17 protein-coding genes are annotated in these 15,144 nt (G+C 61.3%); 5 read left to right on the top strand and 12 right to left on the bottom strand.

The genetic code is table 11. The features are described 5' to 3' along the window. On the bottom strand, positions 1 to 478 hold a 478-nt coding region (gene ruvC, locus AC1D06_RS31360), incomplete at its 3' end, for a crossover junction endodeoxyribonuclease RuvC (RefSeq protein WP_477989824.1). A 244-nt stretch (positions 479 to 722) separates the two neighbouring features. Between ruvC and AC1D06_RS31355 the strand changes: the two genes are divergently transcribed. Both AC1D06_RS31355 and AC1D06_RS31350 read left to right on the top strand, forming a co-directional pair. After that, the gene (locus AC1D06_RS31355) at positions 723 to 3,014 is read left to right on the top strand and encodes a methyl-accepting chemotaxis protein (RefSeq protein ID WP_477989823.1); all 2,292 of its coding nucleotides are present in this window, start codon (positions 723 to 725) and stop codon (positions 3,012 to 3,014) included. Between the two features lie 71 nt (positions 3,015 to 3,085). After that, complete coding sequence (locus AC1D06_RS31350; protein ID WP_477989822.1) at positions 3,086 to 4,084, top strand: LLM class flavin-dependent oxidoreductase; 999 nt, start codon at positions 3,086 to 3,088, stop codon at positions 4,082 to 4,084. Here the strand turns inward: AC1D06_RS31350 and AC1D06_RS31345 are convergent. From AC1D06_RS31345 to AC1D06_RS31335, 3 genes are all read right to left on the bottom strand, one after another. Continuing rightward, complete coding sequence (locus AC1D06_RS31345) at positions 4,068 to 4,484, bottom strand: DoxX family protein (RefSeq protein WP_477989821.1); 417 nt, start codon at positions 4,482 to 4,484, stop codon at positions 4,068 to 4,070. The two genes, AC1D06_RS31350 and AC1D06_RS31345, sit on opposite strands and share 17 nt — an antisense overlap. Before the next feature lie 79 nt (positions 4,485 to 4,563). Continuing rightward, the gene (locus tag AC1D06_RS31340; protein ID WP_477879169.1) at positions 4,564 to 5,013 is read right to left on the bottom strand and encodes a tetratricopeptide repeat protein; all 450 of its coding nucleotides are present in this window, start codon (positions 5,011 to 5,013) and stop codon (positions 4,564 to 4,566) included. Positions 5,014 to 5,043: 30 nt separating this feature from the next. Continuing rightward, positions 5,044 to 6,018 carry an MBL fold metallo-hydrolase gene (locus AC1D06_RS31335; RefSeq protein ID WP_477989820.1) on the bottom strand — a complete coding sequence of 325 codons (975 nt, stop codon included), beginning with the start codon at positions 6,016 to 6,018 and terminating at the stop codon, positions 5,044 to 5,046. 255 nt (positions 6,019 to 6,273) lie between these two features. Between AC1D06_RS31335 and AC1D06_RS31330 the strand changes: the two genes are divergently transcribed. Both AC1D06_RS31330 and AC1D06_RS31325 read left to right on the top strand, forming a co-directional pair. Beyond that, complete coding sequence (locus AC1D06_RS31330; RefSeq protein ID WP_477989819.1) at positions 6,274 to 7,005, top strand: sigma-70 family RNA polymerase sigma factor; 732 nt, start codon at positions 6,274 to 6,276, stop codon at positions 7,003 to 7,005. Beyond that, positions 7,002 to 7,805, top strand: coding sequence for an anti-sigma factor family protein (locus AC1D06_RS31325; protein ID WP_477989818.1), 804 nt, complete (start codon positions 7,002 to 7,004; stop codon positions 7,803 to 7,805). The genes AC1D06_RS31330 and AC1D06_RS31325 overlap by 4 nt, the downstream gene beginning before the upstream one ends. Before the next feature lie 46 nt (positions 7,806 to 7,851). Here AC1D06_RS31325 and AC1D06_RS31320 read toward each other — a convergent pair whose 3' ends face one another. From AC1D06_RS31320 to AC1D06_RS31295, 6 genes are all read right to left on the bottom strand, one after another. Continuing rightward, complete coding sequence (locus AC1D06_RS31320; protein WP_477989817.1) at positions 7,852 to 8,598, bottom strand: YebC/PmpR family DNA-binding transcriptional regulator; 747 nt, start codon at positions 8,596 to 8,598, stop codon at positions 7,852 to 7,854. Positions 8,599 to 8,733: 135 nt separating this feature from the next. Further along, positions 8,734 to 9,558, bottom strand: a complete 825-nt coding sequence (locus AC1D06_RS31315; RefSeq protein ID WP_477879164.1) for a TIGR00282 family metallophosphoesterase — start codon at positions 9,556 to 9,558, stop codon at positions 8,734 to 8,736. After that, positions 9,558 to 10,142, bottom strand: coding sequence for a 5-formyltetrahydrofolate cyclo-ligase (locus AC1D06_RS31310; protein ID WP_477879163.1), 585 nt, complete (start codon positions 10,140 to 10,142; stop codon positions 9,558 to 9,560). Before AC1D06_RS31310 ends, AC1D06_RS31315 begins: the two co-directional genes overlap by 1 nt. Before the next feature lie 104 nt (positions 10,143 to 10,246). Further along, positions 10,247 to 10,939: a DUF1345 domain-containing protein gene (locus tag AC1D06_RS31305; RefSeq protein ID WP_477989816.1), complete on the bottom strand. Its 693-nt coding sequence runs from the start codon at positions 10,937 to 10,939 to the stop codon at positions 10,247 to 10,249. A gap of 4 nt (positions 10,940 to 10,943) precedes the next feature. After that, positions 10,944 to 11,135, bottom strand: coding sequence for a DUF1192 domain-containing protein (locus tag AC1D06_RS31300; protein ID WP_477879161.1), 192 nt, complete (start codon positions 11,133 to 11,135; stop codon positions 10,944 to 10,946). Beyond that, positions 11,132 to 12,466 carry an MFS transporter gene (locus AC1D06_RS31295; RefSeq protein WP_477989815.1) on the bottom strand — a complete coding sequence of 445 codons (1,335 nt, stop codon included), beginning with the start codon at positions 12,464 to 12,466 and terminating at the stop codon, positions 11,132 to 11,134. Before AC1D06_RS31295 ends, AC1D06_RS31300 begins: the two co-directional genes overlap by 4 nt. 199 nt (positions 12,467 to 12,665) lie before the next feature. Here AC1D06_RS31295 and AC1D06_RS31290 point away from each other — a divergent pair, with 199 nt between their 5' ends. Beyond that, the gene (locus AC1D06_RS31290; RefSeq protein ID WP_477989814.1) at positions 12,666 to 12,821 is read left to right on the top strand and encodes a hypothetical protein; all 156 of its coding nucleotides are present in this window, start codon (positions 12,666 to 12,668) and stop codon (positions 12,819 to 12,821) included. Between the two features lie 9 nt (positions 12,822 to 12,830). Here the strand turns inward: AC1D06_RS31290 and AC1D06_RS31285 are convergent, their stop codons facing one another. Both AC1D06_RS31285 and AC1D06_RS31280 read right to left on the bottom strand, forming a co-directional pair. After that, on the bottom strand, positions 12,831 to 13,853 hold the full coding sequence (locus AC1D06_RS31285) for a peptidoglycan -binding protein (protein WP_477879158.1): 1,023 nt from the start codon (positions 13,851 to 13,853) through the stop codon (positions 12,831 to 12,833). After that, positions 13,854 to 14,888 (bottom strand): flagellar motor protein MotA, encoded by a 1,035-nt coding sequence (locus tag AC1D06_RS31280; protein ID WP_477879157.1) that lies wholly within the window; start codon positions 14,886 to 14,888, stop codon positions 13,854 to 13,856. Positions 14,889 to 15,144: the final 256 nt, after the last annotated feature.

Raw genomic sequence — 15,144 nt, 5'->3', positions numbered from 1 at the left:
CGCCTGTATGGTGCGCATGGCAGATGGCGATCGCCAGCGCGTCGGCGGCGTCATTGCCAACGAAGGTCGCCTTGGGCATCAGCACTTTCAGCATCATGTGGATCTGCTGCTTCTCGCCATGACCGACGCCGATCACCGCCTTCTTGACCGCGTTCGGCGCATATTCGGCGACCGGCAGGCCGGCGCGGGCCGGCACCAGCATGGCAATGCCGCGCGCCTGGCCGAGCTTCAGCGTCGCGGTCGCATCCTTGTTGACGAAGGTCTGCTCGACCGCCGCTTCGTCCGGCTTGTGCAGGTGGATGACATCCGCGAGGCCGTCATGCAATTGGCAGAGCCGCGAGGCCAGATCGGCCTTCTCGTCCGACGTCACGGTGCCGGAAGCGACGAAGCGCAACGAATTGCCGAGCGTTTCGATAATGCCCCAGCCGGTGCGGCGAAGACCGGGATCGATGCCGATAATGCGAATCAAGCTAGCCATGGCTCAGCTATAGTCGCTTGTGGCGCACAACGCCAATCGGCCGGACACCGCCTTTGGTCCAAAACCGTGCCGATTTGTGACAAAAATCAGGCAATTCCCGGCCTCTTTACGCGCATTTAACCGTTCACTGATGAAAGTTAAACCATTCGGAACGCCCTGACAGGCACTTCCCGGCGGCATCTCTTCGCGCCGGAGCGTGTAGCCTTCTTAACCTGAGGCGAATCCCCGTTCGTTGGAGAATTCGATGCCGAAAATGCTGCATTCGCTTCAGGCCAAAGCCGTCGCCCTGTTTCTCGTCTTCACCGCACTGTCCGTCATCGGCCTGTCGATCCTCGGTTATTTCGGTTCGAGCGGCATCTTCATGGGCCAGACATCGGCATCGATGAACAGCATCCTCGAATTCCGCGGCAGCAATCTGCTCAGCCAATTGCACCAGGTGCGCGAACAGGCTGCCTCGCTCGCCAAGATCGAGGCCCTGCAGCAATCCATGGTCAACCTCAAGGGCGGCTGGAAGAGCCTCGACAAGAAGCCGGGTGACGCCAAGGCCCAATTGCAGAAATATTTCGTCACCGACAATCCCAACAAGGACAAGCCGGAACTGCTCAACAAGCCGCAGGGCCCGGGCGGCTATTATTACTCCGCCCATGAGGCGCTGCAGCCCGAAGCCGGCAAGCTGCTGTCGACCAGTCCGTTCAGCGACCTCCTGATGACCGACGCCAAGGGCAACATTTTCTACTCCTACCGCAAGGGCAAGACTTTCGCCGAAAATGCCAATGATGCCGCCTGGGCGCCGACCGGGCTCGGCAAGGTCTTCGCGCTCGTCAGCGCCAGCGTCAAAAATGCACAGAACGACGACATTCCAGCGTCGTTCTCGGGTCTGGTCATGGACCGCGGCAGCATGACCTCGGACGTCTATGTCGGCGTGCCGCTGACCGAGCTCGGCGTGCTGCGCGGCATCATGCTGTTCAAGGTCCGCGACGACGTCCTGAGCGGCCTGCTCACCATGGCGATCCCGGAAGGCAGCGCCGAACAGGCCAATATCATCACCAAGGACGGCACGGTGATCGGCGTCATCGATAAGCATCTCGCCATTCCGGATGTCGCTGCCTATGACTACCGCAATGCCGCCTTCGCCCATTCTGGCATGACCACCGCGAGCTTTGCGCGCGCCGACGGCCCGGCACACAGCTTCAGCCTGCCGGTCACCGACGGCAGCGACACGTATCTCCTGTCCGAAAGCGTGCTCGATCGCGACCTCAATGCCGGCTCGCTGCAGATCGCCACCTGGCTCACCGTGTTCGGCGTCGTCGTGCTGGTGGCAACATCGTGCGCGGCCTGGCTGGCGCTGAAGCGCATGTTCGCGCCGCTCGGCCGGCTGGCAGCCGCGACAGAGACGGTCGCCAACGGCAATCTGGAAGCACCGATCACCGGAGAAGCGCGCAAGGACGAGATCGGCACCATGTCTCGCGCCCTGATCCGCTTCCGCGACTCGCTCGTCGCCCAGCGCTCGCTCGAAGCCCAGGCCCGTGCCGCCGAACAGGCGGAAGAAGAGGCCGCCGGCCGCCGGCTGGCGGAGCAGCAGGCACAGGCAAAACGCCAGGAGCGCGTCGTCACCGCCCTTGGCCAGGGCCTCAACGAAATGGCCGGCGGCAATCTCGCCTATCAGATCACCGAAGCCTTCCCGCAGGAACTGGAAAGCCTGCGGGTCGACTTCAACGAATCCGCCGCCCGCCTCGCAGAAGCGCTGACGGCGATCGGCGGCAATTCCAACGCCATGCGCTCCGGCTCCGACGAAATGCGGGTCAGCGCCGACCAGCTTGCCGCCCGCACCGAGCGGCAGACCGCTTCGGTCAGCGAAACGGCCAGCGCCATCGATGCGATGACCCAGAGCGTCAAGACGCAGATGGGCCGCGCCGAGGACGCCACCCGCATCGCCCGGGACGCCATGGCCGGCACGGAATCCTCGGCCAAGGTCATGGGCGAGACGATCAAGGCAATGGAAGCAATCCAGAACTCGTCGCAGCAGATCAACACCATTATCGGCGTCATCGACGAAATCGCCTTCCAGACCAACCTGTTGGCGCTCAATGCAGGCGTCGAGGCCGCCCGCGCCGGCGAATCTGGCAAGGGTTTCGCCGTCGTCGCCCAGGAAGTCCGCGAACTGGCCCAGCGCTCGGCCAAGGCCGCCAAGGAGATTTCCGAGCTGCTCAACAAGTCGACAGCGGAAGTCGAGGCCGGCGTGTCGCTGGTCGAAAAGGCCGGCAGCTCGCTCACCGCCATCGGCGACCATGTCCGATCGATCGGCAGCCGCATCGAAGCGATGATGACCGCGACGCGCGAGGAATCCGAGACGCTGCGCGACATCAACCAATCGGTCACCCAGATCGAGGCGATGACGCAGCAGAACGCTGTCATGGTCGAAGAAACCACGGCCGCGATCCACCAGCTGGCGCAGGAAGCGGCGGAGATGGACAACCGGCTCGGCGAATTCCGCCTGGCTGACCAGGTCCAGACAGAATGGCGCCGCGCCGGCTGATTTTGCCGCGGCTTGCTTGATCGCCTTCCAACGAGTTCCTAAATGCAACAAAATTGCGTTAGGGACTCCTCATGATTCCGTTTTCCATCCTTGATCTGTCGACCGTCGCGGAAGGCAGCACGATCCCCGAATCCTTCGACAATACCCGGAGGATGGCGCAAAAGGCCGAGGAACTCGGCTATAACCGCTACTGGCTTGCCGAACATCATGGCATGCCGGCAGTGGCAAGTGCGGCGACCGCGATCCTGATCGGCCATGTCGGTGCCGCGACGAAGAGGATTCGCGTCGGCTCCGGCGGTGTCATGCTGCCCAATCATTCGCCACTGGTTATCGCCGAACAGTTCGGCACGCTTGCCTCGCTCTTCCCAGGCCGCGTCGATCTCGGCCTCGGCCGGGCGCCGGGCACCGATATGCGCACTGCCCGCGCGCTGCGCCGCGATCTCGAAGCCGGCGCCCACAGCTATCCCAATGACGTGCTGGAACTGCAGCAATATTTCGGTCCGCTGACGCCGGAAACCCAGATTCTCGCCGTGCCCGGCTACGGCACCGGCGTGCCGCTCTGGATTCTCGGCTCCAGTCATTACAGCGCCCATCTCGCCGGCATGCTCGGCCTGCCCTATGCCTTCGCCTCGCATTTCGCCCCAGACGACCTGTTCGGCGCACTGGAAATCTACCGCGAGCGCTTCCAGCCTTCGGCTCAGCTCGACAAGCCCCATGCCATGGTCGGCATCATGGGCGTGATCGCTGAGACTGATGAGGAAGCGGCTTACTATTTTACCTCGTCACAGCAGCAATTCGTCAATCTGCGCCGCAATGTCCGCGGCCAATTCCCCAAACCGATCCGCAACATGGATGAATTCTGGAGCCCGCAGGAGCAGATCGGCGTCGAACATTCGCTGCGCTATGCGGTGGTGGGTTCGCCGGACAAGGCGTCGGCCAGGCTGGAGTCATTCCTGGCCGACACCCGGGCGGACGAGTTGATCATCTCGACGCCCATTCATGATTTCGATGCCCGGCTGCGCTCACTGGAATATTTTGCCGGGCTGAAGAGCTTCAAGCCTGCCGCTTGAACAGGCCGGCGAGCCAGGGCTCGACGAAGTGGTCGAGCGAGATCGCCCCTGCTCCAGCGGCCATCAGGGTGAACATGCCGCCGGCAATGCCGAGATCCTTCTCGAAATGCAGCAGTTCGTTCTGGTCGGCCAAATTGGTATGGAACATGAAGGCGGTGCCGACACAGAAGAGGCCGAGGCCAAGCGCGCCAAGCCGGGTCAGCAGCCCGACCACCAGCGCAAGGCCCGCGCCCAGTTGCAGCGCGATCACCATCACGAACAGCGGCAGCGATATGCCCTGCTTGGCCATGTAGTCTGCGCCGCCGGCGAAATGGGTGACGAGCGTATAACCCTCGTGGACGAAGATCAGCGCCAACAGCAGCCGGCCGACCAACAGCGCTATGTCCTTTAATCCGGTCATCGTGTCATCTCCTGAGACCACGGGCAGGGCACGAACAGGCGCTGACCGCCTGCTCGCAAGATAGTCGTCAATGACGGTCCTAGTCGGCATCCGGTTTGCCGGCGATCGCCGCCTTCAGGTCGTCAAGCTCTTCGCAGCCATTCGGACACAGCTTGCTCAGCGCCGCAAGCTGCTCCTGGGCCTTGGGCATGTTGCCGGTCTCGACATAGAGCTCGCCGAGATATTCATGCGCGCCCTTGTGGTCCGGCTCGAGCTCCAGCGCCTTGGTATAGTAGGTCAGCGAGGTCTTGAAATCGCCGGTCTTCCTAAGCGTGAAGCCGAGCAGATTATAGACGTCAGCCTGCTGGTTGTCTTCGGCCAGGTCGCGCAATTCTGCGAGAGCGCCCTTGTAATCCTTGGCCGCGATCTTGGCGCGTACCGAGGTCAGGTCGACCGGCGTGCTGGCGTCCATGTTGTCGACGGCAAAAGCAGGGATGGCGGTAGAAAGGGCCATGGCCAGCGAGGCGGCCCAGAGGATGTGTCTGATCATGATGTTGTCTTTCGAATAGCTCGCCTGACATCAGGCCTGAACCGTGGGAGTGAACGTGTATGCATTGCCGTCCTTGGCGAACGTGCCCGAACCCGGGAACGGGAAATGCGAACCGCAGATGCGGATATTGTCGGAGATGACGCGGTCGACCAGCTTGCGGCGGGTGGCGATCGCCGTCTGGCCGTCCTGGTCATAGACGCCTTGCCATTCCGGATGCGGGGCCAGCAGCGCCGGCACATACATGATGTCGGCCGAGACCATCAGCTGTTCGCTGCCGCCATCGAACAGATAGACCGAATGGCCGGGCGTATGACCGGGCGCCTCGATGATGCGGATGCCCGGCGCCACTTCGGTGCCGTCGTCGACCAGCCGCCAGTTCTTCCATTTCGGGAACACCGAGGCGATACGCTTGCCGGCCGGCTTGCGGCCTTCGGCGAGCTTGGCGACACGGCCCGGATCGGTCCACCACTTGTATTCCTTGGCGTTGACGATCAGTTCGGCATTGGTGAAGACCGGATCATTTGTGCCCTTTTCCATCAGGCCCCAGACATGGTCCGGGTGGAAATGCGAAATCATCACCGTGTCGATCTTGGTATAGTCGATGCCGGCAGCCTTCATATTGGCCGGCAGGTGGGTGGCGTTTGCCTGCCACTGGCCGACGCCGGAGCCGGCATCCATCATGATCAGCTTGCCGTTCATGTTGATCACCACGACAGTCAGCGGGATCGGCATGAAGTCGGTGGTCAGGCCGGCGGCGGCAAGCGCCTGCTTGGTGTCGTCGACCGAAGCGTTCTTGATGAACATCGGGTCATGCGGCTTGCGCCAGATGCCGTCATAGATGGCAGTCACTTCGATCGAACCGACCTTGTATTTGTAGTGGCCGACCGCCGGCTCCAGCGGCGAGGCGGCATAAGCCGGCGGAATGAATTCCAGCTGGCCGGCAAGACCGAAGGCGGCACCGGCAGCAGCAGCGCCGAGAAATGTGCGGCGTGACATATCGAGCATATTCGCATCTCCTCTTTGGGTGGGCACCGGAATTGCCTCGGTGCGGCCACTGACGAACAAGATCGAAGACTGGGTCCGAATATTCCCGACGGCTTGAGGAAAAATGACAACCAATTGAAAAGGCGTCGCTATTTCTTCTACACCCGATTTTCGAAATCGCGGCTTCAAAATAAATTTGAAAAAATTGATTTCGCCGGGAATAAACTCCCTCTCCAGACGATCTAGTGGTCGAATGCAGTCCAATCGAAGAAAATCATGACAGCCCTGGCCGCCTCTCCATTTCTGTTCTCCCCTCGCCCCGCGCCGCTCGTCCCAACGCATGCGTGGACATTGGCGGAGATGCTGCTCGACCTCACACGCCAAAAGACGATGCAAGCCTGGTCGCTGATCAGCGCTATGGCCCGCCCAGCTGAAGCCTCGGCTCCCGCAATGTCGCGCGAGACCTTGCAGCGCTTCCAGTCGACCATCGTGCCGCATCTCGACTCCGCCTACAATTTCGCCCGCTACCTCAGCCGCGATCCGGATGCCGCAGGCGACATCGTCCAGGATGCGTTCCTGCGCGCCTATCGCGCCTTCGATGGCTTTCGCGGTGGCGATTCCCGTGCCTGGGTGTTTGCAATCATCCGCAATTGCCATCGCGCCTGGCAGAACGAAGGCCGCTACAAGGCGCGCTACGAGATCTCGATAACGCCAGACAGCGACGACGATGCGGAACATCCCGTCCACCGCATCGCCTCCGACGCCGACACGCCGGAAGTCTCGACCATGCGCCAGAGCGAGTCGGCACGCGTGCGGGCAGTGATCGCCGGCCTGTCGGAGCCGATGCGTGAAGTGCTGGTGCTCAGGGAACTCGAGGATTTCTCCTATCGCGAGATTTCCGAAGTGCTCGACATTCCCGTCGGCACCGTCATGTCGCGACTGGCCCGCGCCCGCGCCGAATTCGGCGAAGCCTGGACCACTCTCCAGGCTGGAGAAGCAGGCCGATGAGCACCGAGGATCATTCCAACTGGAATGCCATGCTGCACGGTTATGTCGACGGCGAGCTCGACTCGATCCACGTTGCCGAATTCGAAGCGCATCTTGAGACTTGCGCCGGCTGTCGGAACGAACTGCAACGCGTCGAGGCGATGCGCGCCTTGCTCGCCAAGCCGGATGTCAAATGGCGGGCGCCGGAAGAGGTGCGCCGCCAAGTCATCGCCGCCCTCAACCGGGAGACCCGCTCCGCTCGGCCTGCGGAAAGCACCTGGCAGCGCATCACCAGGCTCACCGGCCAATGGTCGCTGGTGCCGTCGATGGCAGCCCTGGCTGCGAGCTTGTTCCTGTTCTTCAACGTGCCGAACACGCAGATCGCCCTGCAGGATCAGATCGTCGCCAACCACGTCCGCTCGCTGCTCGCCGATCACCTCGCCGATGTCATGACCTCGGACCGTCACACGGTCAAACCCTGGTTCGCCGGCAAGATCGACTTCTCGCCACCGGTTGTCGACCTGAAGACCGTCGGCTTCCCGCTGGTCGGCGGCCGCGTCGATTATCTCGACGGCAAGGTCGTGGCGGCGCTGGTCTATCGCCGCGGCGGCCATATCATCAACCTGTTCATCTGGCCGGGTGCGACGGAGCGCGACAAGGCGACGAGCCACGAGAGCTATAACATTCGCGAATGGTCGGCAGGCGGCCTCGCTTTCTGGGCCATCTCGGACACGGAGGCCAGCGAGCTCGAAAGTTTCCACGAAAAATTCGTGGCCGCTACGAGTGCGCCGGACGTGAAGCTGCCGGTCTCCACCAAATAAAAATGCCGACGCGAAGCCGGCATTTTTCAGATTCTGGCCAACGTGATCAGGCCGACAGCTTGGCCATGATCTCTTCGGAAATGTCCATATTGGTGTAGACGTTCTGCACGTCGTCGTCGTCTTCGAGCGAATCCGTCATCTTCAACATAGATTCCGCCCGCTCTTCGTCAACAGGCACATTGTTCTGCGCCCGCCAGATCGCCTTCACGGTCGAGGCCTCGCCAAGCATGCCTTCCAGCGCCTTGGAGACTTCGCCCATCGATTCGAAGCCGCAATAGATCCAGTGGCCATCGTCGTCGGTCTGCACGTCGTCGGCGCCGGCTTCGATCGCCGCTTCCATCATCTTGTCGGCACTACCGGCCGACAGCGGATACTGGATCTCGCCGACATGGTCGAAGGAGAAGGACACAGAGCCGGTTTCGCCGAGCGCCCCGCCGGCCTTGGTAAAGATCGAGCGGACGTTGGAAGCCGTGCGGTTGCGATTGTCGGTCAGCGCTTCGACGATGATGGCGATGCCGCCCGGGCCATAGCCCTCGTAGCGGACCTGATCGTAGTTTTCGGCATCGGCGCCCGAAGCCTTCTTGATGGCGCGGTCGATATTGTCCTTCGGCATCGACTGCGCCTTGGCGTTCTGGATCGCCAGGCGAAGCGCCGAATTCATCGACGGATCAGGCAGGCCCGCCTTGGCGGCAACAGTGATTTCGCGCGCCAGCTTGGAAAACATTTTCGAACGGATCGAATCCTGCTTTCCCTTGCGGTGCATGATGTTCTTGAATTGTGAATGACCGGCCATGACATCCCTGCAGTGTTTTTCGGCGTCTGTTTTTGAATGCGGCCTTATATTGCCTGAAAAGCCTGCATTCAAGGGGGAAGCGACAGGCTTATGGGCAATCGCGTGCAGTACCCCCTTCTGCGCTGCCGGCGCAGTTCAGCTCCAGAAATCCGGCACGGTTTCCTTGAGCCGCGCCCCGAGCCGGAGCGGCGCGATATTCTCCGCCAGTCCCGTGCTGTCGGAAATCTCGACGCCGACGCCGCAGATCGTTGCCGGGCCGCTCGCCGCCTCGAAACGGCCGCGCGGCACCTTGGTGAGGAAGCGCTGCAGCGGCTCCTCCTTCTCCATGCCGAGCGAGGAATCATAATCGCCGCACATGCCGGCATCGCTCATATAGGCCGTGCCGCCGTTGAGGATCTGGTGGTCGGCGGTCGGCACATGCGTATGCGTGCCGACGACGAAGCTGGCGCGGCCGTCGACGAAATGGCCAAAACACTGTTTCTCGCTGGTCGCCTCGGCATGGAAATCGAAGATGATCGCATCCGCCTGCTCGCCGAGCGGACAGGCTTCGAGGATGGTCTCAGCCGACTTGAACGGGTCGTCGAGATCCGGGCTCATGAACACCCTGCCCATGATATTGGCGACCAGCACGCGCGCGCCGTTTTTCGCCATGAACACACCCGAGCCCTTGCCTGGCGTGCCTGCGGGAAAATTGGCCGGCCGGAGGAAATTGTTATAACGGTCGGCGAAGACCAGTGCTTCGCGCTGGTCCCAGACATGGTTGCCGGTGGTCATCACATCGGCACCGGCCGTGATTGTCGCCGAGAAAATGTCCTCGGTAACGCCGAAGCCGCCGGCGGCATTCTCGCCGTTGACGATGACGAAATCGAGCTTGAAATCGGAGATCAGGCCCGGCAGCCGGTCGAACACCGCCTGACGGCCGGTCCGACCCACCATGTCACCGAGAAACAGAAGCCGCATCAGTATTCCTTTCCAAAGGCCCTGAGGCCGCTTTCTGTCAGCACCGCATCGAGCGCCACGTCATGCGGCTCCTCCGGCACGGCGTCGACTTCCTGGCAATCGAAGGCAACGCCGATCAGCCGGGGTGCCATGCCCTTGTCGCGGAGGCGCCAGATAGCACGGTCATAATAACCCGCGCCATAGCCGATGCGATGGCCGCGCCGGTCGAAGGCCGAGAGCGGTACCAGCATCACGTCGGGATCGAGTTCGGCGGCATGCGGCCCCGGTCCGGATGTGCCGAAGCCAGTTTCGATCAGCGGAATGCCATCCTCGACCTGGCGGAAGACAATGGTCTGCTTGTCGATGATCGCCGGCACGCAAAGCCGCGCCCCCCGACCCTTCAGGCGATGCATCAGCGGCCGGATATCGGCCTCCGAACGGATGGGGAAGAAGCCGGACACCACCTCGCCAGGTTCGATCGCGATGGCATTGGCGGCAAGATCGGCCATGACGAGGCTTTTCGTCATTCGGTCGTCGACAGATATTGCGTCACGCGCGGCGAGCCGCGCCCTGCGCATATCCGCCTTCAATGCCTTGAATTCCATGATTTTACTCGAGGTGTGGTTCATCGGCGTTATCTAGGCCGAATTTTTGGGCGGGGCAATGTGGATGATTTGAGCTTAATCATCCGGGGCATCCCGGACGCAACCTACAAAATACTCGACACGATATTGATACTCAGCGCCAGGATCGTCGCATTGAAGAAATACGAGATTACAGAATGCATCAGCACCAGGATACGCATTGGCCGCGATTGGATGGAGATGTCGGCCGTCTGGTTGGCGACACCAATCGTGACGGTGAAATAGAGAAAATCCACGTAATCCGGCTTGCCCTTGTCGGGAAAGCCGAGACCTGAGCCTTGTTCGTCGCGCTTGCGCCGCCCCTCATGGGTCTTCATATAATATTCGTGCGCATAGTGCTCGGTGAAAATGATCTGGATGAAAGACCAAGACACCAGGATCGTGACCACGGAAAGTGCGATATAGAATGTCGCGTCACGACCGCTTGCATCCTTAATCCGCGACAATTCGACGACGATTGTGGCAAGGCTGGCGACTGCGGCAATCACCGATGTGAACAGCACGGCGAAACGACCCTCATCGGTGCGCTGCGCGCGCAGCTGCATGTCCTCGTCGTTCGAGCGCAGCATCATGGTAATGATCGTCACCAGGAAGCATGTGGCGGCGATGTTCCAGGAGATCAGCAGTCGCGTGGATGTTTCACGCGGCAGCGGCGCCAGGAAATAGACCAGAATGCCGATGATCGTCGAAATAAACAGCCGCGGCCGCGCCTTGACATGGCGCACACCAACCCACGTGGAAACTCCGCTGTCGCTCAACGCCTTACTTTCGAAACAGGCTCTCGGCCGAACTGCGGCTCGACGATTTCGATGCGACCTCGGCCTCGATGCGGCCGATCTCTTCTTTCAACAGCGCGATACGCGCCTTGAGCTCGTCCACCGAGATCGCCGACAGATCGGCGCCGATCTCGTGGCTCACCTTTTTCACCGGTCGATCGTCATCGAACATGCTCATGCTGCGGCCGTCCCTGCATCCTTTTCGGCGAGTGGCGCAGCACTCGTCTCCTCGGGCGTGACGTTAGTCGTATCCTGGGCCGGCTGCAAGGGTTGGGCAGCCTGTGAGCGCGGGCTGAGCGCCAGGCTTTCCGGCGTCGTGGTCGTGCCGGAGGAGACGCTGGAATAGCTGTCGCGCTCGCCGACCGGGATCGGCGCACGCAGCCGCGAACGGATGATCGCATGCACGGTGATGAGGATATGCGCCGTCGAGGTGACGCCGAACAGCGCATAAGGCCCGAATGTCTGCATGATCGGCCCACCAACCGACGGCCCGATCACCGTGCCGATGCCGTAGAGAAGCAGCAATCCGCCGGAGACGTTGAGGAATTGCGACGGCTTGGCGAAGTCGTTGGCATGCGCCACCGCGATCGGATAGAGCGAATTGGCCGTGGCGCCATAGACCCCGACCAGGATCAGCACGGTGATATTGTTGATCGGCTCGAGCAGGAACATCTGTATGCCGGCGAGAAAGGCGATGCCGGCGAGAATTGCAAGCACATAGCGCCGGTCCATGCGGTCCGACATGCGGCCGGCCGGAAGCTGCATCGCCGCACCGGCGAAAATCGTGATCGTCATCATCAAGGCAATGTCGCTCGGCGATAGCCCAGCCTTGGAGCCGAACACCGCGCCGAGCGTGCCCCAGGCGCCGTTGGCGATGCCGACCAGCAGGATGCCGACGAAGGAGACCGGCGAATTCTTGTAGAGCGCAGTAAGGTCAAGGCTGATTTCATTGAGTGGCTTCGGCGCCTGCGCCGTCGAAATCAGCGTCGGCAGCATGGCGATGCAGTAGGCGATGCCGGTCATCATGAATAGGATCGGCGTATGGTAATCGACGAAGGCCACCGCCATCTGGCCGCAGACGATGCCGATCAGCGTGATCGACATATAGAGCGAGAAGATCATCCCGCGGCTCTCGTTCGAAGCGCGCTCATTGAGCCAACTCTCGATGATCATCGCCACAGCCGCCGCAGAAAAGCCGGTGGCGGCGCGCGACAGCAGCCAGAAGGTCGGATGAACGAAAATGCCGGTCAAGAGCGCGGTGATGGCACAGAGCGAGATGAAGCCGGAAAACGCCCGCACATGCCCCATGCGCTTGACCAACCGTCGGGCAAAGATGCAGCCGAGCACGAAACCTGCCGCCCAGGACGTGCCGAAGAAACCGAGCACCGTCTCCGAATAGCCTTCCGCGGTGCCGCGCATCGGCAGCAGCAGGCTGTGCAGGCCGTTGCCAAGAAACACAAACAAGGTTCCGGTGAGCAGTGCCAGGACGGAAATCAGGTTTTGTCTCATCAACAGTCTCTTTGCGTGGATGGGCGCGGCTGGATAATGCACTATCGCACAGCCGGATGGCTTGTAAAACCATGTTACAGACTTGGCGGGAGACCCGATTCGCGTATTTCCGAACCCCGCGCAGCCCCCACCGGCGGTAGCCGCAACCAATTGAATAATCATGCCGATTATATGGCGGAAGACTTAAGGAAGATCAGATTTGGCGAAAATCGTTCCGCTGCTCGCAATCGCGCTGATGGTGTTGCATCTGATCAAGCCGTTCGACGTTCCGGGCTTACGGCGGAGACGGGATTTCTGGAAGATTGCGATCGTGATGGCGGTGGTGATCGTCATTACGGCGGCGATAAGGCAGTGAGCGCAACCCTCACTTCTCCGTCAATTTCAATTCAATACGCCGATTCTGATTCCGTGCATCCGGCGAATCCCCCGGTGCGATCGGCTGGAACTCGCCGAAACCGGCCGCCACCAGCCTGTCCGCCGGCACACCTTGCGAAATCAGGTATTTCACCACCGAAATCGCACGCGCCGAGGAAAGCTCCCAATTGTCCCTGTAACGTCCATTGCCGGACAGCGGCACGTTATCGGTATGTCCGTCGACGCGCAGCACCCAGTTGATCTCGGGCGGGATTTCCTTGGCAAGCTCGATCAGTGCGGTCGCCAGCTTGGCCATTTCCGTCGTGCCCGCATCGTTCAGGTCCGAACTGCCGGAGGGGAACAGCACTTCCGACTGGAAGACGAAGCGGTCGCCGACAATGCGGATATTCTCGCGGTCGGAGAGGATTTCGCGCAGCCGGCCGAAGAAGTCGGAGCGATAGCGGTTGAGCTCCTGCACCCGCTGCGCCAGAGCCACGTTGAGCCGTCGACCGAGATCGGCGATCTGCGCCTGCGACGACTTGTCCTTGCCTTCCGAGACCTGCAGCGCCCCTTCGACGGCGGCGATCTGGGCACGCAACGCGGCGATCTGCTGGTTGAGGAGTTCGACCTGATTGAGCGCCCGCTCGCTGACTTCCTTTTGCTGGCCGAGTTGGCCGGTCAGGTCGCCGATCTTCGCCTTGTCGGTCTCGTTCGTGCCGGTGCCCTGATCGAGCATTTTCTGCAGCCGGGTCTTGTCGGCCTCGGCGCTGGCGAGTTGCGCCTGCAGGTTGGCAAACGTGTCTTCCATATCCTGCTTGCCGCTTTTTTCCAGCGCCAGCAGCTGCGTCAGCGAGTTGATCTGGTTGTTGAGCCGGTCGAGCACCTGGTCCTTGCCGGACATCTCCCGGCTCATGACGAACTGRCCGAGCACGAAGACCGTGAGCAGGAACATGATCGCCATCAGCAGCGTCGACAGCGCGTCGACGAAGCCCGGCCAGTAGTCGACGCTTCGCTCTCTGCGGCGCAGGGCCATTTACTTGCCCTCGATCTTGTCGCTGAGCTTGTCGAGCGTGCGGCGCAGGAGTTTCGATTCTTCCTGCTGCGCCTCGATCCAGTCGCGCAGCATCTGCTGCTCGGTGCGCATGTTGCGCACCAGGCCCTGGATGCCTTCAGCGAGATTGGCCATGGCGGCGGTCGAGCGCTGCGTGTTGCCGCCTTCCTGGGTGATCTTGACCAGATGTTCCGACAGCGCCTTGAGGTCCTCGGACGAAGACGCCGCATTGCCCTCGATCACCGGCGCGACGGCGAAATCGCCGGAAATGTCGGTCACCGACGACAGCCAGTTTTCCAGCTCGTTATAGAAGCGGTTCTGTGCTCGGCCGGCCTGCAGGTCAAGGAAGCCGAGGATCAGCGATCCCGAGAGACCGAAGAGAGAGGCCGAAAAGGCCGTGCCCATGCCGGTCAGCGGCGCGGAGAGGTTTTCCTTCAGCGTATTGAGGATATCGCCGGTCTCGCCGCTTCCTGGATCAAGGTTCTGGATGACGGTGTTGATCGAGCCGATCGTGCCGAGCAGACCCCAGAAGGTGCCGAGCAGGCCGAGGAAAACGAGCAGGCCGGTGAGATAGCGGCTGGTGTCGCGCGTCTCGTCGAGGCGCGAGGCGATCGAATCGAGGATGGAGCGCAGCGTCGCTGTGGAGATCGCGCCGGTGCTGCTCGACGCGATCAGCGCCCGCATCGGCGCCAGCATGACAGGGTCCCGGCCAACCTTCTCGGCACTGCCTGCGGCGCGGAAGGAATTGAACCAGCGCACTTCCGGCCGCAGCGCAATCACATGGTTGAAGGAAAGCAGGATGCCGATCAGCTCCACGCCGATAATCAATCCGTTGAGGCCCGGATTGGCGACGAAAGCGTTGTGCGCCTGCCGGAAGAGAATAGCGGCGACAAACCCGACGAGGATGAGGAAGATCACCATCGTCCAGAGAACGGACATCGGACTGGAAAGTTTGCGGCCATAAACCGCGGCCTGGGCGTCACTGTCGTCCCGATCGAAAAAGCCTGGTGCCGCCATGCGATTCTACTATCCCCAAAATTTGTGCCATAAAACTAAATGAAGATTGCGCCGAATTGAAGGGCCTATCCTTGCGCCTCCGTCGTCATAAGCCAAGGCCTGCGGTCCTTGGCCTCGATACCGTCGCCTGCGTCCTGAAATTGCCCGCGTCAATTGACATTTATCCATTGGATTAAAGGTTTATTAACCTTTCTGCGTTATTACTGTGGTTATCCAGAGCTTCTGGACTCAGGCAATTTCCTCTCGGATTGGGTCT

The sequence above is a fragment of the Rhizobium sp. P2_G2 genome (genome assembly GCF_056403555.1).
This window is presented reverse-complemented; position numbering and strand designations above follow the sequence as displayed.